This is a genomic window from Roseomonas chloroacetimidivorans, assembly GCF_049629625.1.
GTDB lineage: Bacteria > Pseudomonadota > Alphaproteobacteria > Acetobacterales > Acetobacteraceae > Roseomonas > Roseomonas chloroacetimidivorans.
This window is the reverse complement of the sequence record NZ_JBNBZS010000037.1, coordinates 40,149-58,172: the sequence shown is the minus strand read 5'-3', so window position 1 is coordinate 58,172 and position 18,024 is coordinate 40,149. Positions and strand designations below refer to the sequence as shown.

At 71.4% G+C, this 18,024-nt stretch carries 20 protein-coding genes; 13 read left to right on the top strand and 7 right to left on the bottom strand.

The features are described 5' to 3' along the window. The 5 genes from ACO1BU_RS23145 to ACO1BU_RS23125 form a co-directional block, all read left to right on the top strand. Positions 1 to 249: DUF1330 domain-containing protein (locus ACO1BU_RS23145; RefSeq protein ID WP_424138328.1), on the top strand; the 249-nt coding region annotated here is incomplete at its 5' end. Positions 250 to 435: 186 nt separating this feature from the next. Next, on the top strand, positions 436 to 1,590 hold the full coding sequence (locus ACO1BU_RS23140; RefSeq protein ID WP_424138327.1) for an acyl-CoA dehydrogenase family protein: 1,155 nt from the start codon (positions 436 to 438) through the stop codon (positions 1,588 to 1,590). Positions 1,591 to 1,609: 19 nt separating this feature from the next. Next, positions 1,610 to 1,897, top strand: coding sequence for an FAD-dependent monooxygenase (locus ACO1BU_RS23135; protein ID WP_424138326.1), 288 nt, complete (start codon positions 1,610 to 1,612; stop codon positions 1,895 to 1,897). Beyond that, positions 1,894 to 3,084 carry a thiolase family protein gene (locus ACO1BU_RS23130; RefSeq protein WP_424138325.1) on the top strand — a complete coding sequence of 397 codons (1,191 nt, stop codon included), beginning with the start codon at positions 1,894 to 1,896 and terminating at the stop codon, positions 3,082 to 3,084. Before ACO1BU_RS23135 ends, ACO1BU_RS23130 begins: the two co-directional genes overlap by 4 nt. Further along, positions 3,081 to 3,506 (top strand): Zn-ribbon domain-containing OB-fold protein, encoded by a 426-nt coding sequence (locus tag ACO1BU_RS23125; protein WP_424138324.1) that lies wholly within the window; start codon positions 3,081 to 3,083, stop codon positions 3,504 to 3,506. Before ACO1BU_RS23130 ends, ACO1BU_RS23125 begins: the two co-directional genes overlap by 4 nt. A gap of 8 nt (positions 3,507 to 3,514) precedes the next feature. Here the strand turns inward: ACO1BU_RS23125 and ACO1BU_RS23120 are convergent, their stop codons facing one another. After that, positions 3,515 to 3,973 (bottom strand): MarR family winged helix-turn-helix transcriptional regulator, encoded by a 459-nt coding sequence (locus ACO1BU_RS23120; protein ID WP_424138323.1) that lies wholly within the window; start codon positions 3,971 to 3,973, stop codon positions 3,515 to 3,517. 158 nt (positions 3,974 to 4,131) lie between these two features. Between ACO1BU_RS23120 and ACO1BU_RS23115 the strand changes: the two genes are divergently transcribed. From ACO1BU_RS23115 to ACO1BU_RS23080, 8 genes are all read left to right on the top strand, one after another. Further along, the gene (locus tag ACO1BU_RS23115) at positions 4,132 to 4,488 is read left to right on the top strand and encodes a hypothetical protein (RefSeq protein WP_424138322.1); all 357 of its coding nucleotides are present in this window, start codon (positions 4,132 to 4,134) and stop codon (positions 4,486 to 4,488) included. Positions 4,489 to 4,506: 18 nt separating this feature from the next. Continuing rightward, on the top strand, positions 4,507 to 5,823 hold the full coding sequence (locus ACO1BU_RS23110; protein ID WP_424138321.1) for a Rieske 2Fe-2S domain-containing protein: 1,317 nt from the start codon (positions 4,507 to 4,509) through the stop codon (positions 5,821 to 5,823). A gap of 13 nt (positions 5,824 to 5,836) precedes the next feature. Next, complete coding sequence (locus tag ACO1BU_RS23105) at positions 5,837 to 6,796, top strand: PDR/VanB family oxidoreductase (RefSeq protein ID WP_424138320.1); 960 nt, start codon at positions 5,837 to 5,839, stop codon at positions 6,794 to 6,796. Between the two features lie 36 nt (positions 6,797 to 6,832). Beyond that, positions 6,833 to 7,825, top strand: coding sequence for a Bug family tripartite tricarboxylate transporter substrate binding protein (locus tag ACO1BU_RS23100; RefSeq protein ID WP_424138319.1), 993 nt, complete (start codon positions 6,833 to 6,835; stop codon positions 7,823 to 7,825). 81 nt (positions 7,826 to 7,906) lie between these two features. Continuing rightward, on the top strand, positions 7,907 to 9,079 hold the full coding sequence (locus ACO1BU_RS23095; protein WP_424138318.1) for a thiolase domain-containing protein: 1,173 nt from the start codon (positions 7,907 to 7,909) through the stop codon (positions 9,077 to 9,079). A gap of 5 nt (positions 9,080 to 9,084) precedes the next feature. Continuing rightward, positions 9,085 to 9,483 carry a Zn-ribbon domain-containing OB-fold protein gene (locus ACO1BU_RS23090; protein WP_424138317.1) on the top strand — a complete coding sequence of 133 codons (399 nt, stop codon included), beginning with the start codon at positions 9,085 to 9,087 and terminating at the stop codon, positions 9,481 to 9,483. Positions 9,484 to 9,505: 22 nt separating this feature from the next. Next, entirely contained in the window at positions 9,506 to 10,279 is a 774-nt protein-coding gene (locus ACO1BU_RS23085; RefSeq protein WP_424138316.1) for an enoyl-CoA hydratase/isomerase family protein, read from the top strand. A gap of 4 nt (positions 10,280 to 10,283) precedes the next feature. After that, positions 10,284 to 11,201, top strand: a complete 918-nt coding sequence (locus tag ACO1BU_RS23080) for an NAD(P)H-dependent flavin oxidoreductase (RefSeq protein WP_424138315.1) — start codon at positions 10,284 to 10,286, stop codon at positions 11,199 to 11,201. Between the two features lie 53 nt (positions 11,202 to 11,254). On the opposite strand, the gene ACO1BU_RS23075 is transcribed toward ACO1BU_RS23080, so the two are convergent. Genes ACO1BU_RS23075 through ACO1BU_RS23050 form a run of 6 tightly spaced genes read right to left on the bottom strand, consistent with a single transcriptional unit; the run spans position 11,255 to position 17,956 of the window. Beyond that, positions 11,255 to 12,112 carry a MaoC family dehydratase gene (locus tag ACO1BU_RS23075; RefSeq protein WP_424138314.1) on the bottom strand — a complete coding sequence of 286 codons (858 nt, stop codon included), beginning with the start codon at positions 12,110 to 12,112 and terminating at the stop codon, positions 11,255 to 11,257. Then, on the bottom strand, positions 12,112 to 13,230 hold the full coding sequence (locus tag ACO1BU_RS23070; RefSeq protein WP_424138313.1) for an acyl-CoA dehydrogenase family protein: 1,119 nt from the start codon (positions 13,228 to 13,230) through the stop codon (positions 12,112 to 12,114). The genes ACO1BU_RS23075 and ACO1BU_RS23070 overlap by 1 nt, the downstream gene beginning before the upstream one ends. A gap of 11 nt (positions 13,231 to 13,241) precedes the next feature. Beyond that, the gene (locus ACO1BU_RS23065; protein WP_424138312.1) at positions 13,242 to 14,405 is read right to left on the bottom strand and encodes an acyl-CoA dehydrogenase family protein; all 1,164 of its coding nucleotides are present in this window, start codon (positions 14,403 to 14,405) and stop codon (positions 13,242 to 13,244) included. 19 nt (positions 14,406 to 14,424) lie between these two features. Beyond that, positions 14,425 to 15,339: an SDR family NAD(P)-dependent oxidoreductase gene (locus tag ACO1BU_RS23060; RefSeq protein ID WP_424138311.1), complete on the bottom strand. Its 915-nt coding sequence runs from the start codon at positions 15,337 to 15,339 to the stop codon at positions 14,425 to 14,427. Positions 15,340 to 15,369: 30 nt separating this feature from the next. After that, complete coding sequence (locus tag ACO1BU_RS23055; protein ID WP_424138310.1) at positions 15,370 to 16,923, bottom strand: acyl-CoA synthetase; 1,554 nt, start codon at positions 16,921 to 16,923, stop codon at positions 15,370 to 15,372. A 10-nt stretch (positions 16,924 to 16,933) separates the two neighbouring features. Beyond that, the gene (locus tag ACO1BU_RS23050) at positions 16,934 to 17,956 is read right to left on the bottom strand and encodes a tripartite tricarboxylate transporter substrate binding protein (protein WP_424138309.1); all 1,023 of its coding nucleotides are present in this window, start codon (positions 17,954 to 17,956) and stop codon (positions 16,934 to 16,936) included. Between the last annotated feature and the right edge of the window lie 68 nt (positions 17,957 to 18,024).

Genomic DNA, 18,024 nt, shown 5'->3' with positions numbered 1-18,024 from the left:
GACCAGGAGGCCTACGCGCGCTACGCGCGCGCCGCCACGCCCGTGATCACGCAGTACGGCGGGCGGGTGCTGGTGCGCGGCGGCGCCGCCGAGGTGCTGGAAGGCGAGGGGCGGGCGCGCAACGTCGCCATCGAGTTCGACAGCCTGGACGGGGCGCTGCGCTATTATCGCTCGCCCGAGTACACGGCGGCGCGCGCCCTCCGGCGCGAAGCCGGCATCGCGGATTTCGTCGCGGTGGCGGGGGCATGAGGCCCGCCGCCGTCCGCGGAACCAGCTTGACAGAATGGACGGTCCATTTAGCGTGACGTGCAGACGGAGGAGCCGGGTGCGACTGCACGGCCCGGTGATGCTGTCGCATCCTCAACGAGGAAGTAGCCGCCCGGCCGATGCCGGCGGATGCCTTTCCGGCCGATTCTGACCCATGGGACAAGACGCATGACGCTGATGAACCTCCACGGCCTTACGGATGAGCAGCGCATGATGCGCGACAGCCTGCTCGAGATCTGCGAACGGCACCTCCCATGGGACCGCATCCGTAAGATGGACGAGGCGCGGGAGTTCCCGCACGAGGCCTATGACGCTCTGGCGGAGGCGGGCTACCTTGGCCTCTTCTACCCGGAGAAGTTCGGCGGGATGGCCTCCTCCCACAAGGACCTGACCGTGCTGCTGGAGACGCTCGGCTACTACTACACCGGCATCGCCCAGGCCGTGACGACGACGCTCATCTACGCCGGCATGCACGTCGTGAAGTTCGGCCGGCCAGAGGTGCAGGAGGAGATCGTACCGAAGATCATCTCCGGCAAGGCGAAGCTCGCCCTCGCCATGTCGGAACCGGGGACAGGCTCCGACGTGGCCGGCGTGAAGACGACCGCGATCCGCGAGGGCGACGAGTACGTGCTGAACGGCAACAAGGTCTGGATCACCTGCGCCCACGTCGCCGACTACCTCGTGGTGATCGCCAAGACGGATCCGAAGGCCGAGCGGCACAAGGGGATGAGCACCATCCTCGTGGACGCGAAGGCGCCGGGCGTGACCATCCGGCCGCTGCAGATGCTGGGCCGGCGCACGACCCACGCGAACGAGGTGTTCTTCGAGAACGTGCGCGTGCCCGCTCGCAACCTGATCGGCGGGGAGGGAATGGCGTGGAAGAACATCATGACCTGCCTCGGCGTGGAGCGGCTGGGCCTGGCGGCGATTTCAGCCGGGCACTGCTTCAAGATCACCGAGTACGCGCGGGATTACGCGAAGGAGCGCATCCAGTTCGGCCATCCCATCTCGGACTTTCAGATCATCCAGCACAAGCTGGTGAACATGCAGATCATGTCGGAGACCGCGCGGCAGTCCGTCTACCGCGTGGCGGAGCTGCTGGATGCCGGGCAGCCGGCCGTCGAGGAGACCTCCATCGCCAAGATCGTCTGCACGGAGAACAACTTCCGCTGCGCCGACGAGGGCCTGCAGATTCTGGGCGGGGCGGGGTACTCCATGGAGTACGATATGCAGATGTTCTTCCGGGACTCCCGCGTCGGCCCGATCGGCGGTGGCAGCAACGAGATCCAGCGGAACGTCCTCGCCAAGCGCATGGGTCTCTGAGCGGCCAGGGCGGGCGGAGATGCGAACCCAGGTCGGGATCGTCGGCGCGGGGCCGGGCGGGCTGCTGCTCTCCCTGCTCCTCGCCGCGCGCGGAATCGCTTCGGTAGGGGCCTACTCCGCCACCGCGCTACGCCGGGTCTGGCGGGCGCAGCACTTTTCCTGGTGGATGACCTCCATGCTGCACCGCCTCGGGGGGGCGAGCGAGTTAGACGAGAGGCGCCAGCCGGTCGAGCTCGACCTTGTCACCGGCTGCGACGCGGCCGCCGCCGCCCTGGCCGAGACCTACGTCGGCACTCCCCTCCGATGAGGGGCGTCACCCTGCTCGGCGCCGCGGCGCTGCCCTGCGGCAAGTGGCAGTCCCCGCCGGACGCGCCCGAGAGGGTGCTGGAGCACGAGGTCCTCGCCAGGCTGGTGATCGAGGCGATGGAGGATGCGGGCGTCGGGAAGGAGGAGGTCGGGAGCCTCTGCTTCGCGCAGTGCCGGCCCTACACGCTGCAGAAATATTTCGCGACCTTCATGGCCCACTACCTCCGCATCCCGCTCTCCGGAGGGGTGGGGGAGATCCTGGGCAACGGCATGACGGCCGGGCTGGCTTTCGAGCGGGCAGTGGACGACATCCTGCTGGGCAAGTGCCGCGTGGCGCTCGCTCTCGGCGTGAACTTCGAGACGGCGACGCCAGCAGCCGAGCACATGATGAGCTCCATGCGGGCCGTGGGGGACGTGGACTTCCAGGCGCCGTTCGGCATCTCCCCCATCGCCTGGTATGCCATGGACGCTGCCCGCTACATGCACGAGCACGGGGCGACCCGTGCCGAGATCGCCTCCGTCGCCGTGAAGAACCGGCGCCACGCAGCCCACAACCCGCTCGCCCAGTTCCGCCGGCCGGTGACGCTGGAGGAGGTCCTGGCGCAGCCCATGATCGTGGAGCCGCTCGGCCTCTACGAGGTGCCGCCGCGCAGCGACGGCGCCGTCTGCCTTGTCCTTGCGGAGGAGGAAGTGGCCCGCGCGACGGGGCGCCCCTACGCCCGCCTGCGCGGCCGCGGCTTCCACCATGAGGGGGCGCACCAGATCAGCGAGGTGCCCAACGACATGATCGCCTTCGACTCCCTGCGGATCGCCGGGCCGGTGGCCCTCGCCTCGGCCGGCATTGGCCCGGGCGACCTGGACTTCGCGGAGCTCTACGCGCCCTGCACCATCGTCGAGGTGCTGGCCTGCGAGGCGCTGGGGCTGGTGCCTCGGGGGGAGGGGGCGGCCCGCGCCGCGGCGGGGGACACGGCGCTGGGCGGGCGCATCCCCGTCTGCACCTCCGGCGGCCTGCTCTCGAGGGGGCACCCCGCCTATGTCACGCCCTTCTACGGCTTAGTCGAGGCGCTGGACCAGTTGCGCGGCCGGGCAGGAGAGCGGCAGGTCGCCGGGGCGCGGCTGGGCCTCACCACGGCGGAGCTGGGCAACTACAACGCGGCCCTGGTCCATGTGCTGGAGGCCGTTCGGTGACGGTCGCCGTGAGGCAGGCAGCCGGGCGCCGGGCCTATCCGCCCCGCGTCACGGCGCATACCCGGCGCTTCTGGGAGGGCCTGGCCGAGGGCCGGTTGGAGACCACGCGCTGTACTTCCTGCGGGCAGTTCAGCTTCCCGCCGAAGCCGGTCTGCCCGCACTGCTGGTCCTGCACGGTCGAATGGAAGCCGCTGTCGGGTCGTGGGCGGCTCTACGCGGCCACCACGATCCACGCCGCGCCCGCCGTGTTCCGGGCGGAGGCGCCCTACCACGTCGCGATCGTCGATCTGGAGGAGGGCCTGCGGCTCGCCACGCGGCTGCTGGACGAGGCGATCCCGGCCCTGGACACGCCGGTCCGGATCGTGGCGCTGGTCTACGAGGACGGCCCGCTCTTCGCGGCCTGCGCGGCACGGGAAGGCTGACTGCCGCCTCACCCCGCCTCCGTCCCTAGCCCCGAGATGAGACGGAGCGCGCGCAGGAACTGCCGCCGCTCGGATGGGGGTAGAGGCGCGAGCAGCGCGTCCTGCAACCGGGCAGCCCCGGGTAGCAGCCGGAGCAGCACCTCCCGCCCTTTCGGGCTGAGGGACACCGTCGCCGACCGGCGGTCCCGCGCGTTCCCGGTACGGCTGATGAGCCCGTTGTCGACCAGCCGGCGCGCCATCTCGCTCAGGGTGCTGCGGTCCACGCTGATGCGCTCCGCCAGCTCGGTGAGCGTGAGGGGTCCGCGCTGGTGCAGCACGAGAAGGGCGCCGAACTGGCGCGGCGTGACCTCCTCCTGCCCCGTGAGCTGCTGGTAGAGCACCGTCGAGCGTGTGTTGAGCACGCGCGCGAGGAAACCCGCCCCGTCGGCCAGGCGAAGCGTCCAGGCGATCGACTCCACGTCCTCCATCTCATCCCTGTCCTGTCCTCCGATCTCTCGCACGTTCCTCTCGCGACCGCCTCCGGAGAAGGGCTTGCGCGCTATTGGACGATCCATTAGATATTGTGTACACGAAGCACTGGTCATGGGCTAGGGGAGGAGAAGGGATGCAAGCCCGGGAGAACGGGATGCCGACAGACCGAGCCGCGCCCGCCCTGCGCCTGCGCGACTACCTTTCGATCCCCTACCTGATCTCGGCCCGCACCTTCGAAGCGAGCCCCGGCGCCTGGCGCCGCGAGGCGAGGTACCCCGAGCTGCCGGGATGCCTCGGAGAGGCACCGACGATCGAAGAGGCGCTCGTGGCGCTGGAACGGCGCCGGATCGAGACGGTCCTCGCCCTGCTGCGTGCCGGCACGCCCCCACCCGTCCCGCGGCCACCCCTGCCCGACGCCGATCCGGCGGGCTTGGCCGAGCGCCTCGGCCTCGCCCCGCTGGTCGAGGGACTCCTCGACCGCACCGCCGCCGAGCTGCACCCCGCTAACTGAACTCCTGGGAATCCCGCCATGCTCTCCCACGAAGACAACGAGACCCTCGTCCGCGTCGGCTCCGGCACGGCCATGGGGTCGCTGTTCCGCCTCTACTGGATCCCCTTCTTCCTCTCCCGCGACCTGGAGAAGGACGGGCAGCCCAAGCGCGTGAAGCTGCTGGGCGAGGACCTTGTCGCCTTCCGCGACACGGAGGGTCGGGTGGGCCTCATCGCCAACGCCTGCGCTCATCGCGGCGCCCCGATGATGTTCGGCCGCAACGAGGACTGCGGCATCCGCTGCATCTATCACGGCTGGAAGTACGACGTGACGGGCGCCGTGACCGACATGCCGGCCGAGCCACCGCGCAGCCGGCTGAAGGAGAAAGTCCGTATCAAGTCCTATCCCTGCCGGGAGAGGAATGGCGTGTGCTGGACCTACATGGGCCCGGACGCCGAGCCGCCGCCGATGCCGGAGATGGAGTGGAACCTCGTTCCCGCGGAGAACGTCCACCTCTCCATGCGCGTGCAGGAGTGCAACTGGCTGCAGGCGCTGGAAGGGGAGATCGACTCCGCTCACGCACCCATCCTACACGCCCGTATCGACAACCAGGGCGCGATCAACGAATGGATCGCCAAGCGCGACCTGCGCCCGACCTTCGAGTGTATGCGCCAGGCCTTCGGCATGAGCATCGCCGCCAAGCGCCGCATGGACGAGGAGCGGCTTTACTGGCGCGTGAACCAGTTCGTCATGCCCTTCTACTCGCTCGTGCCGCCGCAGTCCAAGTTCCCGGAGCTGAGCGGCCATGCCTGGGTGCCGATGGACGACGAGAACACGCTCTGCCTCATGTTCTCCTATCACCCGACGGAACCGCTGCACCCGCGCACGCGCCAGCTGTTCGAGGAGGGGCACAACGGCCGGGAGACCGGCCACGCCAGCCGCCACGCCTACGATCCCAAGCCGCCCACCACGCCCTACGCCGACTACTGGACGAAGTTCACGCCGGAGAAGGCCTACCAGTTCGACTTCGAGAGTCAGCGCACCACCTGGTTCTCCGGCCTTCCCGGCCTCTGGGTGCAGGACGGGGCGTGCCAGAGCGGCCTCTCGCCCATCTACGACCGCACGCAGGAGAACCTCTGCGCCAGCGACACGGGAATCGTGATGACGCGGCGCCTGCTGCTGGAGGCCGCCGCCGCGCTGCGCGACCGGGGTCAGCGCCCGGTGGGGGTGAGCGACCCGGAGACCTTCATGGTGCGCGCGGTCTCGATGACGCTGCCGGAGGGCACGCCCTGGCAAGATGCGGGGCGGGAGCCGATGCGGGCGCGCCTCGGCGCGGGCTTCGGCTACCAGCTCTGACATGGACGGCAGCGTGCCCGCACCGACGCTGGAGGTGCTGCTGCGCGGCATCACCTACGAGGCGGAGGGGGTCAACGCCTACATCCTTGAGCCCGTGGGGGGCGGCGCGCTGCCGCCCTTCACCGCCGGGGCGCATGTGGACCTGCATCTGCCGAACGGGATCACTCGCAGCTACTCCCTGCTGAACGACCCTGCCGAGCGCGGCCGCTACGTCATCGGCGTTCACCACGCGCCGGAGAGCCGGGGTGGCTCGCGCTATGTGCACGAGGCGCTACGCGTGGGCGCGCGCCTAACGATTGGCCCTCCCCGCAACAACTTCCCCCTGAACGAGGACGCGCCGCACTCTGTGCTGATCGCCGGTGGCATCGGGGTCACCCCGCTGCTGTCGATGGCCACGCGGCTGGAGTCTCTGGGCCGCTCCTGGGAGCTGCACTATGCCTGCCGCACCCGCGCGCGGGCGGCCTTTCTGGAGCGTCTGGCGGCGCTGGATGCCGGGCGGGGCCGGCTACACTTGACCTTCGACGACGAGGAGGGCGGGCGGATGCTGGACCTCGCCGCGCTGCTCGCCTCGGCGCGGCCGGACGCGCACCTTTACTGCTGCGGGCCGCTCCCGATGCTCGACGCGTTCGAGAGGGCAGCGCAGCGCCGGCCCGCCGCGCAGGTTCACCTGGAGTACTTCGTTCCGAAGTCGGAGGCGGCGGTGGAGGGCGGCTACGAGGTCGTCCTGCGGCGCAGCGGTAAGGTGGTTCCGGTCGGGCCCGGCCAGACCATGCTCGCGGCCCTCCTCAATGCCGGCGCGAGCGTAAACTTCTCCTGCTCGGAAGGCGTGTGCGGCACCTGCGAGACGCGCGTCCTCGCCGGCCTCCCCGATCACCGCGACGCCTTCCTGACGGACGAGGAGAAGGCCGCGAACGGCACGGTGATGCCGTGCTGCTCGGGGTCGCTGAGCCCGCGGCTCGAACTGGACCTCTAGCCGGTGAACGGCGGAGTGAATGGAGGAACGACCATGATGCGAGACGACCGAGGGGCCCTTCGCGGCCCGATCGGGAGGCGGCTGCTGCTAGGGGCCGCGACGGCCGCCCTGGCCGGGCCTGCGCTCGCGGCTTATCCGGAGAAGCCGCTCCGCATGATCATCCCCTACGTTCCCGGCGGTACAACGGATCTGCTGGGCCGGCTGGTCGCGGACCGGCTAGGGCGGGAACTTGGGCAGAACGTGGTAGTGGAGAACCGCTCGGGCGCCGGCGGCATCGTCGGCACCGAGGCCGCCGCCCGCTCGGCGCCCGACGGCTATACCCTGCTCCTCGGCAACCTCGGGCCGATCGCGCTCAACCCCAGCCTTTACGCGCGGCTGCCCTACGACCCGGAGAAGGACTTCGCCGCCCTTGGCCGGCTGGCGGACTTCCCGATGATCCTTGTCGTGCCGGCGCAGCTCGGCGTGAACAGCCTGGCGGAGCTCCTCGCCCTCGCGCGGCGGCCGGGTTCCACAGTCAACTTCGGCTCGGTCGGCAACGGCTCCGTCTCCCACCTCGCGGGGGAGATGCTGAACCGGGCCGCCGGCCTCTCCATGCCGCACATACCCTATCGGGGCGGCGCCCAGGCCTATGTGGACGTGCTGGGCGGGCAGGTGCAGGTGTTCTTCTCGACGGGCATCGAGGCCATGCCCCACATCCGGGCTGGGCGCGTGAAGGCGCTGGCTATCACCAGCCCGGCGCGCTCGCCGATCGCGCCGGAGCTGCCGACGATGCGCGAGCTGGGCTTCCCGGACTTCGACATCGTGGCCTGGTTCGGCCTGCTCGCCCCGGCGGGCATCCCCCCGGAGATCATCGGGCAGATCGCCGCCGGCTTGCGCACGGTGATGAGCGCGGAGGAGGTCCGCAAATCCGTCCTCGACATCGCCGCGGAGCCGGTGACGGACACGCCCGCGGAGTTCAGCGCGCTGATCCGCGCGGAGATCCGCCGCTGGCGCCCGATCATCCGCGCGGCCGACGTGCGGATCGAGTGAGCGGCGCTTGACCGGAAAGATGTCCGGTGATGCTAATTGGACGATCCAAAAATTGTCGTATCGTCGGGAGAAGGTGAAGGCATGAGCATCAAAGGCCAGGCCTACGTGGTGGGGGCCTACGAGCACCCCACGCGCAAGGCGCAGGACCGCTCGGTCTCGCAGCTTCACGCCGATGTCGCCTGGGGCGCCCTGCAGGATGCCGGCCTCTCCGTGGACGACGTGGATGGTTACTTCTGCGCGGGCGACGCCCCCGGCCTCGGGCCGCTGAGCATGGCGGACTACCTCGGCCTCCGGAACCTTCGCCACTTCGACAGCTCCGATGTCGGCGGCTCATCCTATCTCGCCCATGTCGGCCACGCCGCGCAGGCCATCGCGATGGGGCACTGCTCCGTCGCGCTCATCACCCTGGCCGGCCGGCCGCGCTCGGAAGCGCCGGCGGTCGGCACCGCCGCCCGCTCCTGGGGCGTTGGCGTGCCGGACGATGCCTTCGAGGCGCCGTTCGGCCGCAGCACGGCGAACGTCTACGGTATGTGCGCGATGCGGCACATGCACGAGTATGGCACGACGGGCGAGCAGCTGGCCTGGATCAAGGTGGCTGCCAGCCACCACGCCCAGCACAACGAGCACGCGATGCTCCGCAAGGTCGTGACGGTCGAGGACGTCCTCAACTCGCCCATGGTGTCTGATCCGCTCCACCGCCTTGACTGCTGCGTAGTCAGCGACGGCGGCGGGGCGCTGATCGTCGCCCGGCCGGAGGTGGCGAAGAGCCTGAAGCGCCCGCTGGTGAAGGTGCTGGGCGAGGGCGAGGCCATCAAGCACCATGCAGGCGGAGAGCTGGACATCACCTTCAGCGGCGCTTGCTGGTCGGGGCCGCGCGCCTTCGAGGAGGCCGGGGTGACCCCCGCCGACATCAAGTACGCCAGCATCTACGACAGCTTCACCATCACCGTGCTGATGCAGCTGGAGGACCTGGGCTTCTGCGAGAAGGGCAGGGGCGGCGCCTTCGTTGCGGACGGCAACCTGATCAGCGGCGTGGGCAGGCTGCCCTTCAACACGGATGGCGGCGGGCTGTGCAACAACCACCCCGCCAACCGCGGCGGCATCACCAAAGTGATCGAGGCGGTGCGCCAGCTGCGCGGGGAGGCGCACCCGGCCGTGCAGGTGCCGAACTGCGACCTCGCGCTCGCTCACGGCACGGGCGGCCTGCTCGGCATCCGCCACGGCAGCGCCACGCTGATCATGGAGAGGGAATAGCGCCAATGGTGACCGTCGTAGCCCGCCGTACCCCGCCCGCGCCGACCGTCGACCCGGGGAACCGCGCCTTCTTCGACGCGGCACGGGAAGGGCGCCTCCTCATCGGCCGCTGCCTGGACACGGGAAAGCCCTTCTTCTACCCGCGCGCCAGTTCGCCCTTCACCCTCTCGCCCAACGTGGAGCTGGTGGAGGCGAAGGGCACGGGCACGCTCTACAGCTTCAGCATCACCCGGGGGAAGGAGCCATACGCCGTCGCCTATGTGGAGCTGGACGAGGGGCCGCGCGTCCTGACCAACATCGTGGACTGCGACCTGGACGCGCTGCGCATCGGGCAGCGGATGCGCCTGGTCTGGCAGCCCACGGCCGAGGGCGGGCCGCCGGTCGCCATGTTCACACCCACCTGACCGGGCGAGAGGAGACCCTGACGTGACCGAGTTCGTGCTGCTGGAGCGCCGCGGTGCCGTGGCGGTGGTGACGATGAACCGGCCCGAGCGCCGCAACGCCCTGGGGCGGGAGATGCGGGAGCGCCTTGTCGGCGAGTTCGCCGCCCTGGATGCCGACGACTCCTGCCGCGCCGTCGTGCTCACCGGGGGGGGCGGCGCCTTCTCCTCGGGCGGCGACCTATCCGACATGCCGGCCGGCTCGGTCCCCGCCATGCACGACCGCATGCGCCAGGCCCAGCGCCTGCTGCACGCCATCGCGGGGTGCCGCAAGCCCGTCGTCGCGGCGGTGGAGGGCGCAGCGATGGGGGCGGGCCTCTCCATCGCGGCGGCCTGCGACCACGTGGTGGCCGACCCCGCCGCCCGCTTCGGCGCGGCTTTCCTGCGGGTGGGGCTGATGCCCGACCTCGGCCTGATCTGGACCCTCGTGCGGCGGGTGGGCCTCGGGCGGGCGAAGGACATGGTGATGGGCGCCGAGCCCGTGGCGGCCGAGGAGGCGCTGCGCATCGGCCTCGCCGACCGCCTCGTCCCCCCGGGCGGCGCGCTGGACGCGGCAGTCGGGCGCGCCGAGGCCTATGCCGCCGCCGCGCCGACCGCCCTGGCCTTCGCAAAGACGGCCTTCCTCCACGCTCACGGCCCGCTGGAGCCGATGTTGGAGATGGAGGCGCTGGCCCAGGTTCTTCTCCGCGGCACGGCCGACCACGCAGAGGGCGTAGCCGCCTTCCGCGAGCGCCGCGCCCCGGCCTTCCGTGGGGCGTGACTCCGTGCCGCTCCCCGCGCCTCTGCGAGACCGGCTGCGCGTGCCGGCCATGGCGGCGCCCATGTTCCTCGTTTCCAGTCCGGCGCTGGTGACGGAGACCTGCCGGGGTGGCGTTGCCGGCACCTTCCCCGCGCTCAACACCCGCACCACGGAGGAGTACGGCGCCTGGCTGGACGAGATCGCCGGCGCGCTGGGCCCGGAGGACGCGCCCTACGGCGTCAACCTCATCGTCAACCGCTCCAACGCGCGGCTTGAGGCGGACCTCGCCCTCACCGTCGCCCGGCGCGTGCCCTACGTCGTTACCTCCCTCGGTGCCGTGCGGGAGGTGGTGGAGGCCGTGCACTCCTACGGCGGGATTGTCTTCCACGACGTGGTCAACCTGCGGCACGCAGCCAAGGCGGCGGAGGCCGGGGTGGACGGGCTGATCGCCGTCTGCGCCGGGGCGGGCGGCCATGGCGGGCTGCTGAACCCCTTCGCTTTCCTCTCGGAGCTGCGGCAGATCTTCCAGGGCACGCTGCTGCTCGCCGGGAGCATCAACACCGGGGCGCAGGTGGCGGCAGCGCGGCTGATGGGCGCCGACCTGGCCTATATCGGCACACGCTTCATCGCCACGCGGGAGAGCGCGGCACCGGACGCCTACAAGCGCATGGTGCTGGAAGCACGGGCGCGGGACATCGTCTACACGCCCGCGGTCAGCGGCGTTCACGCCAACTTCCTGCGGGCGAGCCTGGAGGCGGCGGGGCTGGATCCCGACGCGCTGCCGGCAGCGCCGCAGGCTCACCGGGAGCCCGGGCACCGGCCCTGGAAGGACATCTGGTCCGCCGGGCACGGCGTGGGCGGCATCGCCGACCTGCCCACGGCCGCGGAACTCTGCGTCCGGCTGGCGCGGGAGTACTGCGAGGCGGCCGGCAGGCGGGCCTAAGCGCTCGCCCCGTGATCCGCGGAGGGCCGGCGTGCGGCCGCCCCGCGGGCCCGTCAGCCTGGCTCCACCTCAGCCCGGCCCTGGCTCAGCACCACCACTTCGCGGCTGGGCACGCTCGCCTCAAAGCCCAGCCGGCTGCCCCCGAGATCCCAGGCCCGAAGCCGGACCGTCTCGCCGGGGAAGACGGGTGCGGACATGCGGGCGGAGAGGAAGCCCATACGCGCCGCATCCTCCCCGCCGCGGGCGCGCAGCAGCCCGCGCGCGGCCACGGCGAAGGTGCAGAGCCCGTGCAGGATCGGACGGGGCTGGCCGGCGCGGCGCGCGAAGTCCGGGTCGGCGTGCAGCGGGTTGCGGTCGCCGCTCAGGCGGTAGATCAGCGCGGCCTGCGGCAGGGTGGAGAGGTTGAGGGTGATGTCGGGCGCGCGGTCGGGCAGGGGCTCGGGCCGGGCGCTCTCGCCGCGCGGGCCGCCGAAGCCGCCGTCGCCGCGCAGGAAGTAGGTGGAGCGCACGGTGGCGACCGGCGCGCCGCCCTCGTCCAGAAGTTCGCGCTGCACCGTCAGCAGCGCGCCCTTGCCCTCGCCCTTGTCGACCAGATCGGTGATCGCGTTGCGCGCCACGAGCGGTTCCCCGAGGTGGATCGGGCGGTGGTTCCGTACGGATTGCTCCGCGTGCACGATCCGCGGCGCGTCGATGCCGAGGGCGGGATCCCGGAACCAGAGCCCGGGGCTGCCGAGCACCACGGGCATGGTGGGGAAGACGGCCAGGTCCTTCTCGTAGGTGTAGCGGAGCTGGGCGGGGGATTCCGGCTCGTCGCCCAGCCCGATGCCGAGCGCATAGAGGATCGCGTCGCGCTCCTCCACCCTCACGGGCACGTCCTCGAAGCGGCGGGCCATCACGGCATCGGGGTTCATCAGGCGGCGTCCTGCGCGGGGGTGGCGGCCTCGTTCCCGGCCGGCGGGTTGGCGGCCAGACGGTCCAGGTGCCAGGCGCGGCTGCCCAGCAGGGCGTCGGCCACCAGCAGCCGCTTATGGAAGCGCCCGATCGCGTGCTCCTCCGTCATGCCGATGCCGCCGTGGAGTTGGATCGCGGCCTCGCCGACGAAGCGCCCGGCCTTGCCCGTCCGCGCCTTCGCGGCGGAGACGAGGCGGGTGCGGCTGAGCGGATCACCCGCGTCGCAGGCCATGGCGGCGGCGAGGGCAAGGCTCGCGGCGTGCTCGGCCTCCATGTGCATGTCCGCTATCCGGTGGCGCAGCGCCTGGAAGGTTGAGAGCGCGGTGCCGAACTGCCGGCGAGTCTTCAGGTACTCGGCGGTAGTGCGCACCGCCTCGCGCATCGCGCCCACGGCATCGGCGCAGAGGGCGGCGGTAGCGCGGTCGAAAGTGTCCTCCAGCACGGCCGCCGGCGCTGCACCGCCGCCCAGCAGAGTCTCCGGCCCCGTCTCAACCTCCTCCAACACGAGGTCCGCGAAGCCGCGCCCGTCCAGCAGCCGCCCCGCCCGCAGAGCCAGGCCCGGCATGTCGGGAGGCAGGAGAAAGAGGCCGGTCCCGCCATCGGGCAGGCGCGCCGGCACCACCAGTAGCCCGGCGTCCGCCGCGTCGGGGACGAGATCCTTGCGGCCAGTGATCCGGTATCCCGCGCCCTGCCGGGAAGCGGCCGTCTCCGCCCCGTCTGGCAGCAGCCGGTCCCCCGGTTCCGCCCAGGCCACGGCGAGGCGCAGCCGCCCCTCCAGCAGGGCAGGAAGCAACCGCGCGCGCTGCTCGTCCGTGCCGGCGGCGGCAACGAGGTGCCCGCCGAAGACCGTGGAGGAGAGGAACGGCGCCGGGCTGAGCGAGCGCCCCAGCCCCTCCGCCACGATCGCGGCCTCCACGGCCCCGCCTATGCCCCCGGCCTCCTCCGGCAGGGAGATGCCAAGCCATCCCAGGCCCGCCATGCCGTCCCAGGCATCCTGCACCGAGGCGGGAGCGTCCCGCAGGAACCCCGCTACACTGTCCCGGAGCAGCGCCTGCTCCTCAGACGGGTTAAAGTCCATGCCGCGCTCCCTCAGGCCAGGACGGAGGAGGAGACGAGGTTGCGGAGCACCTCGTTGGTCCCACCGAAGATCGTCGAGGCGCGGCTGTAGAGGTAGTCCGCCGCCGCGCCTTCCGCCCCGCCGGGGACTTCCGGGCCGCCCTCCTCCAGCACGGCGCCACGTGCCCCCTGCGCCTCGAAGAGAAGGGCCGTCACGCGCTGCTGGATTTCGGTGCCGCCGATCTTCAGGAGCGGCGCCGTCGTGGGGTCGGCATGGCCGGCGATCTCGGCGGAGAGCGCGCGCAGCTCCGTGTACTCCAAGGCCATCAGATCCGCCTCGAGCTCCGCAACGCGCAGTAGGAAGGCCGCGTCGCGCAGCGCCGGCCCGCCCTGGCCCTCGCGGATGACACGCCGCAGCCTCTCCATCCGGTTCCACTGCCGCCCGATCGCCGCGATTCCCGTGCGCTCATGGGCGAGGAGGAATTTGGCGTATGTCCAGCCCTTGCCCTCCTCGCCCACGCGCTCGGACTTCGGGACGCGAACCTCGTCGAGAAAGACCTCGTTCAGCGTGTGCGAACCGTCGATTGAGATGATCGGCCGCACCGTCACGCCGGGCGCTCGCATGTCGAGCAGGAGGAAGGAGATGCCCTCCTGCGGCTTGCTGCCGCCTCCGGTGCGGGCGAGGAGGAACATGCGGTCCGCGTAGTGCGCCTTCGTAGTCCAGATCTTCTGGCCGGTGACGAGGTAGTGGTCGCCCGCGTCGCGCGCGGCGGTCCGGAGCGAAGCGAGGTCCGAGCCGGCGTTCGGCTCGGAGAAGCCCTGGCACCACCACTCCGTGGAGGCGAGGATCGGCGGCAGATAGCGCGCCTTCTGCGCCTCCGTCCCGAAGGTGTAGATCACCGGCCCGACCATGCCGATCCCGAAGGCCATGAAAGGGGGCGCGCCGAGCAGGCCGAGCTGCTTGGCGAAGAGGTAGCGTTGTGCTGGCGTCCATCCTGGCCCGCCATGCTCCGGCGGCCAGGCCGGCGCGGCCCAGCCGCGGCGGTGGAGCGCCTGCTGCCAGGCGACCTGGTCCTTCTTGCCGAGGGCGAGGCCGGCCTCCACCCGCGCCCGCACCCGCTCTGGTAAGTTGGCGCGGACGAAGTCGCGCACCTCGGTCTCGAAGGCCCGCTCCGCAGGGGTGAAGTTGAGGTCCATCGCGTCGGATCCCGCCCTCTCAGATCACCGGCCCGGAGAAGACCTCCATGGTGCCCTCCAGCGGCGTCAGGTTCGGGCGCAGCGTGCCGAGCACCGCCTCCTGCACGGTCTCGGGCGTCCAGCCGTCGCTGCGGTGGACGCTGCGGACGGGTCTGGGCTGGCTCATGATCATCAGCTCGTTGCCGCGCACGGCGAAAACCTGGCCGGACACCTCGGCCGCCGCGTCGCTCAGCAGGAAGACGGTCAGCGGCCCGATTTTCGCCGCCGTCATCTCGCGCCGCTTGGCGAGGAAGGCCTCACTATCCGCCCCCGGGATGGAGGTAACCATGCGCGTCAGCGCGAAGGGCGCGAGCGTGTTGGAGCGCACCCCGAACCGACCCATCTCCAGCGCGATGGAGCGCGACAGCCCGACGATGCCGAGCTTCGCCGCCGCGTAGTTCGCCTGGCCCACATTGCCCACCAGCCCGGCGGTGGAGGTGATGTGGACGAAGGCACCCGATCCCTGCTCCCGGAAGCGCAGGGCCGCGGCGCGGGAGACGTTGAAGCTGCCGTAGAGGTGCACCTTCATCACGGCGTCCCACTCCGCGTGGTCCATTTTCCAGATCATCTTGTCGCGCAGGATGCCGGCGTTGTTGACCACCCCGTCGATGCGCCCGAAGGCGGATACGGCGGCGGCGACCATCGCCTCCGCGCCCTCCGGCTCGGCCACGCTGTGGCCGTCAGTCACGGCCTCGCCGCCGGCGGCCCGGATCTCGGCCACGACCGCGGCGGCCGGGTCGTCCTCCATCGGCCGCCCGTCCAGCCCGGCGCCGAGATCGTTCACCACCACCTTCGCCCCGGCCCCCGCGGCGGCGAGGGCAAGGTCGCGCCCGATGCCGCGCCCCGCCCCGGTGACGAGGACGACCTTGCCCGCGAGTAGTCCCTGCTCAGACATGCTGTTCCCTTCTTTCTTCGGCGGGGCTGGTCAGATGGCGCGGGCGCGCGCGGCCCAGTACGGCTCGCGGAGCTTGCGCTTGAAGATCTTTCCGCTCTCCTCGCGCGGCAACGCGGCCTCGAAGCGGATGTGGCGCGGGTGCTTCTGGCGGGCGATGCGCGGGCCGAGGAAGCCCAGCAGCTCCTCCGGGGTCAGGCCCGTGCCCGCGGGCTCCACGATCGCCATGATGGACTCGCCCAGCTCGTCGTCGGGCACGCCGAAGACCGCGCAGTCGCGCACGCCGGGGTGCTGCAGCAGCGCGGACTCGATCTCGGCGGGGTAGATGTTGACGCCGCCAACGATGATCATGTCCCGCTTGCGGTCGCATAGGTAGAGGAAACCGTCCTCGTCGATATAGCCGATGTCGCCACAGGTGATGAGTCCATCCCGCTCCACCTCTCGCCGCTTCTCTGGAAGGTTGTGGTAGGTGAAGTCGGTGTAGGCGCTGCACCGCATGAAGATCTCGCCCGGCGTGCCGGGGGCGACTTCGCTCCCGTCCTCGCCCAGGATCCGCAGCGTGGTGCCGGGGACGGGGCGCCCGACCGTCCCGGGATGGGCGAGCCACTCCTCCGAGTTGCAGTGCACGGCAGCCCCCGTCTCCGTGCCGCCGTATAGCTCGTGGACGACAGGCCCCCACCACGCGATGAGCGCGCGCTTCACTTCGGGCGGGCAGGGGGATCCCGTGTGGGTGACCCACTCAAGCGAGGAGACGTCGTAGCGCCTCCGTACCTCCTCCGGCAGCTTCATTAGCCGCACGAACATGGCGGGCACCATGACGAGGTGCGTGAGGCGCTGGCGCTCGATCAGCGCGAGAAGGCCCTCGGCGTCGAAGCGCGACTGCATCGCGAGCAGGTCGCCGATGCCCACGGACATGCGGCCGAAGGCGTTGGGGGACGCGTGGTAGAGCGGCCCGCCGATATAGGCGCGCATGCCCGGGCGCACGCCGTAGGTGGAGGCGATGAGGGCACGGTTGGCTTCCGCCATCTCCGGGCTTGCCGCCTCCCGGCGGACGCCCTTCGGCTGGCCGGTGGTGCCGGAGGTGTAGATCATCGTCGCGCGGGGGCGGCGCGGCGGCCCCGGCCAGGGCTCGAAGCCGTCGCACCAGGCCTCCCACTCGGTGTCGCCCGAAGCGGGGCGCCCGGCTTCCTCCGCCAGGTGGTAGGCCGCGCGCATGGGCTCCGGGGTGGGCACGGTGAGAAGGGGCGTGCCGGCCGGCACGACGTGGCGGATCGCGGCCAGGAGGTCGGCATGGGCGATGAGGACGCGTGGCGCCGCGTCCTGCAGGATGTACTCCACTTCAGCCGGCACGAGGTGCCAGTTCACGGGCAGCGGGTAGGCACCGATCTCGGTCGCGGCGATCGACGCTTCGAGGAAGGCGAAGTCGTTGCGCAACAGCAGGCCCACCGCGTCGCCCTCTCTCACGCCGAGCGCGATCAGGCCGGCCGCGGCCCGCGCCGCGCGGTGCCGGACCGAGCACATGGACCGGCTGGCGCCGTCGATCAGCACCGCCTCGCTCAGCTTCGCTTCCGTCGCCACTTTGTTCATTCCTGGCCCCCTACTCGATACTGATCCCGGTTTCCTTCAGCGCGGCGGTCCACTGCCCAGACTGCTCGCGCACGAAGGCGTCGAAGGGCGGGCCGCCGCCGGGGCGCGGTTCGAAGCCGAAGTCGCGCGCCTTCCGCGCGACCTCCTCCTGCGTGAGGACTTGCCGGATATCCGCCGCCATGCGCTGCAGGAGCGGGGCCGGCGAACCTGCCGGAGCGAAGACGCCCATCCAGCCCGAGAGCGCGGCATCCGCCACGCCCAGCTCCGCGAAGGTCGGCACCTCCGGATGGCGCTCGAGGCGAGCAGGGCCCGCGAGGGCGGCGAAGGCCATTTGCTCCTGGAACCGCTCCACCGCGCCGACCGAGACGAAGGCCGCTGTGACCTGCCCGCCGATCAGGGCGGTCGCTGCGTCCGCCTCGCCGCGGAAGGGAACGTGGACGAGGCGAATGCCGGCGTTGCGCTGGAGCATCTCGCCAACGATGTGGGAGGCGGAGCCCGTGCCGTAGGACGCGTAGGCGACCCTCCCCGGCCGCGCCTTCGCCAGGGCGATCAGCCCGGGCAGGCTGTCTGTCTCCCGCCGCGCGACCCCGAGCGCCATGGGGAGGTCGGCCAGGAACTGCATCGGCGCGAGCTGCGCCAACCGGTAGGGTACGTTGCGCTGCAGGAGCGGCGTCAAGACGACGGCGCTGTGGGAGAAGAGGAGGGTCTGGCCGGTCGGCGCGGCGTTGGCGACGGCCGCGGCGCCGATCGCCCCGTTGGCGCCCGACCGGTTGTCCACCACCACGGGCACGCGCCAGACGGGGGCGAGCCGCTCGGCGATCATCCGCGTCCAGGCGTCGATCCCGCCGCCGGCGCCTAACGGCACGACGATGCGGATGGGCCCGTCCGGAAGGGCGGAAGGGTCCTGCGCGCGAGCGGCTTGGACGAGGGGCCCGCCGGCCAGCAGGCCTGCCGCGGCGAGAATCCCTCGCCGCCCCGTCCGCGGGCGTGCAAGGCCGTGCGCCTGCCCGCGCGGCTCCTCTCCCGAACCCATGCTTCCCCCTGCGTGCTTATTGTCGGCCTAGCCCGTTCTCGGCATGGCGGGGCCGATACTGCATCTCA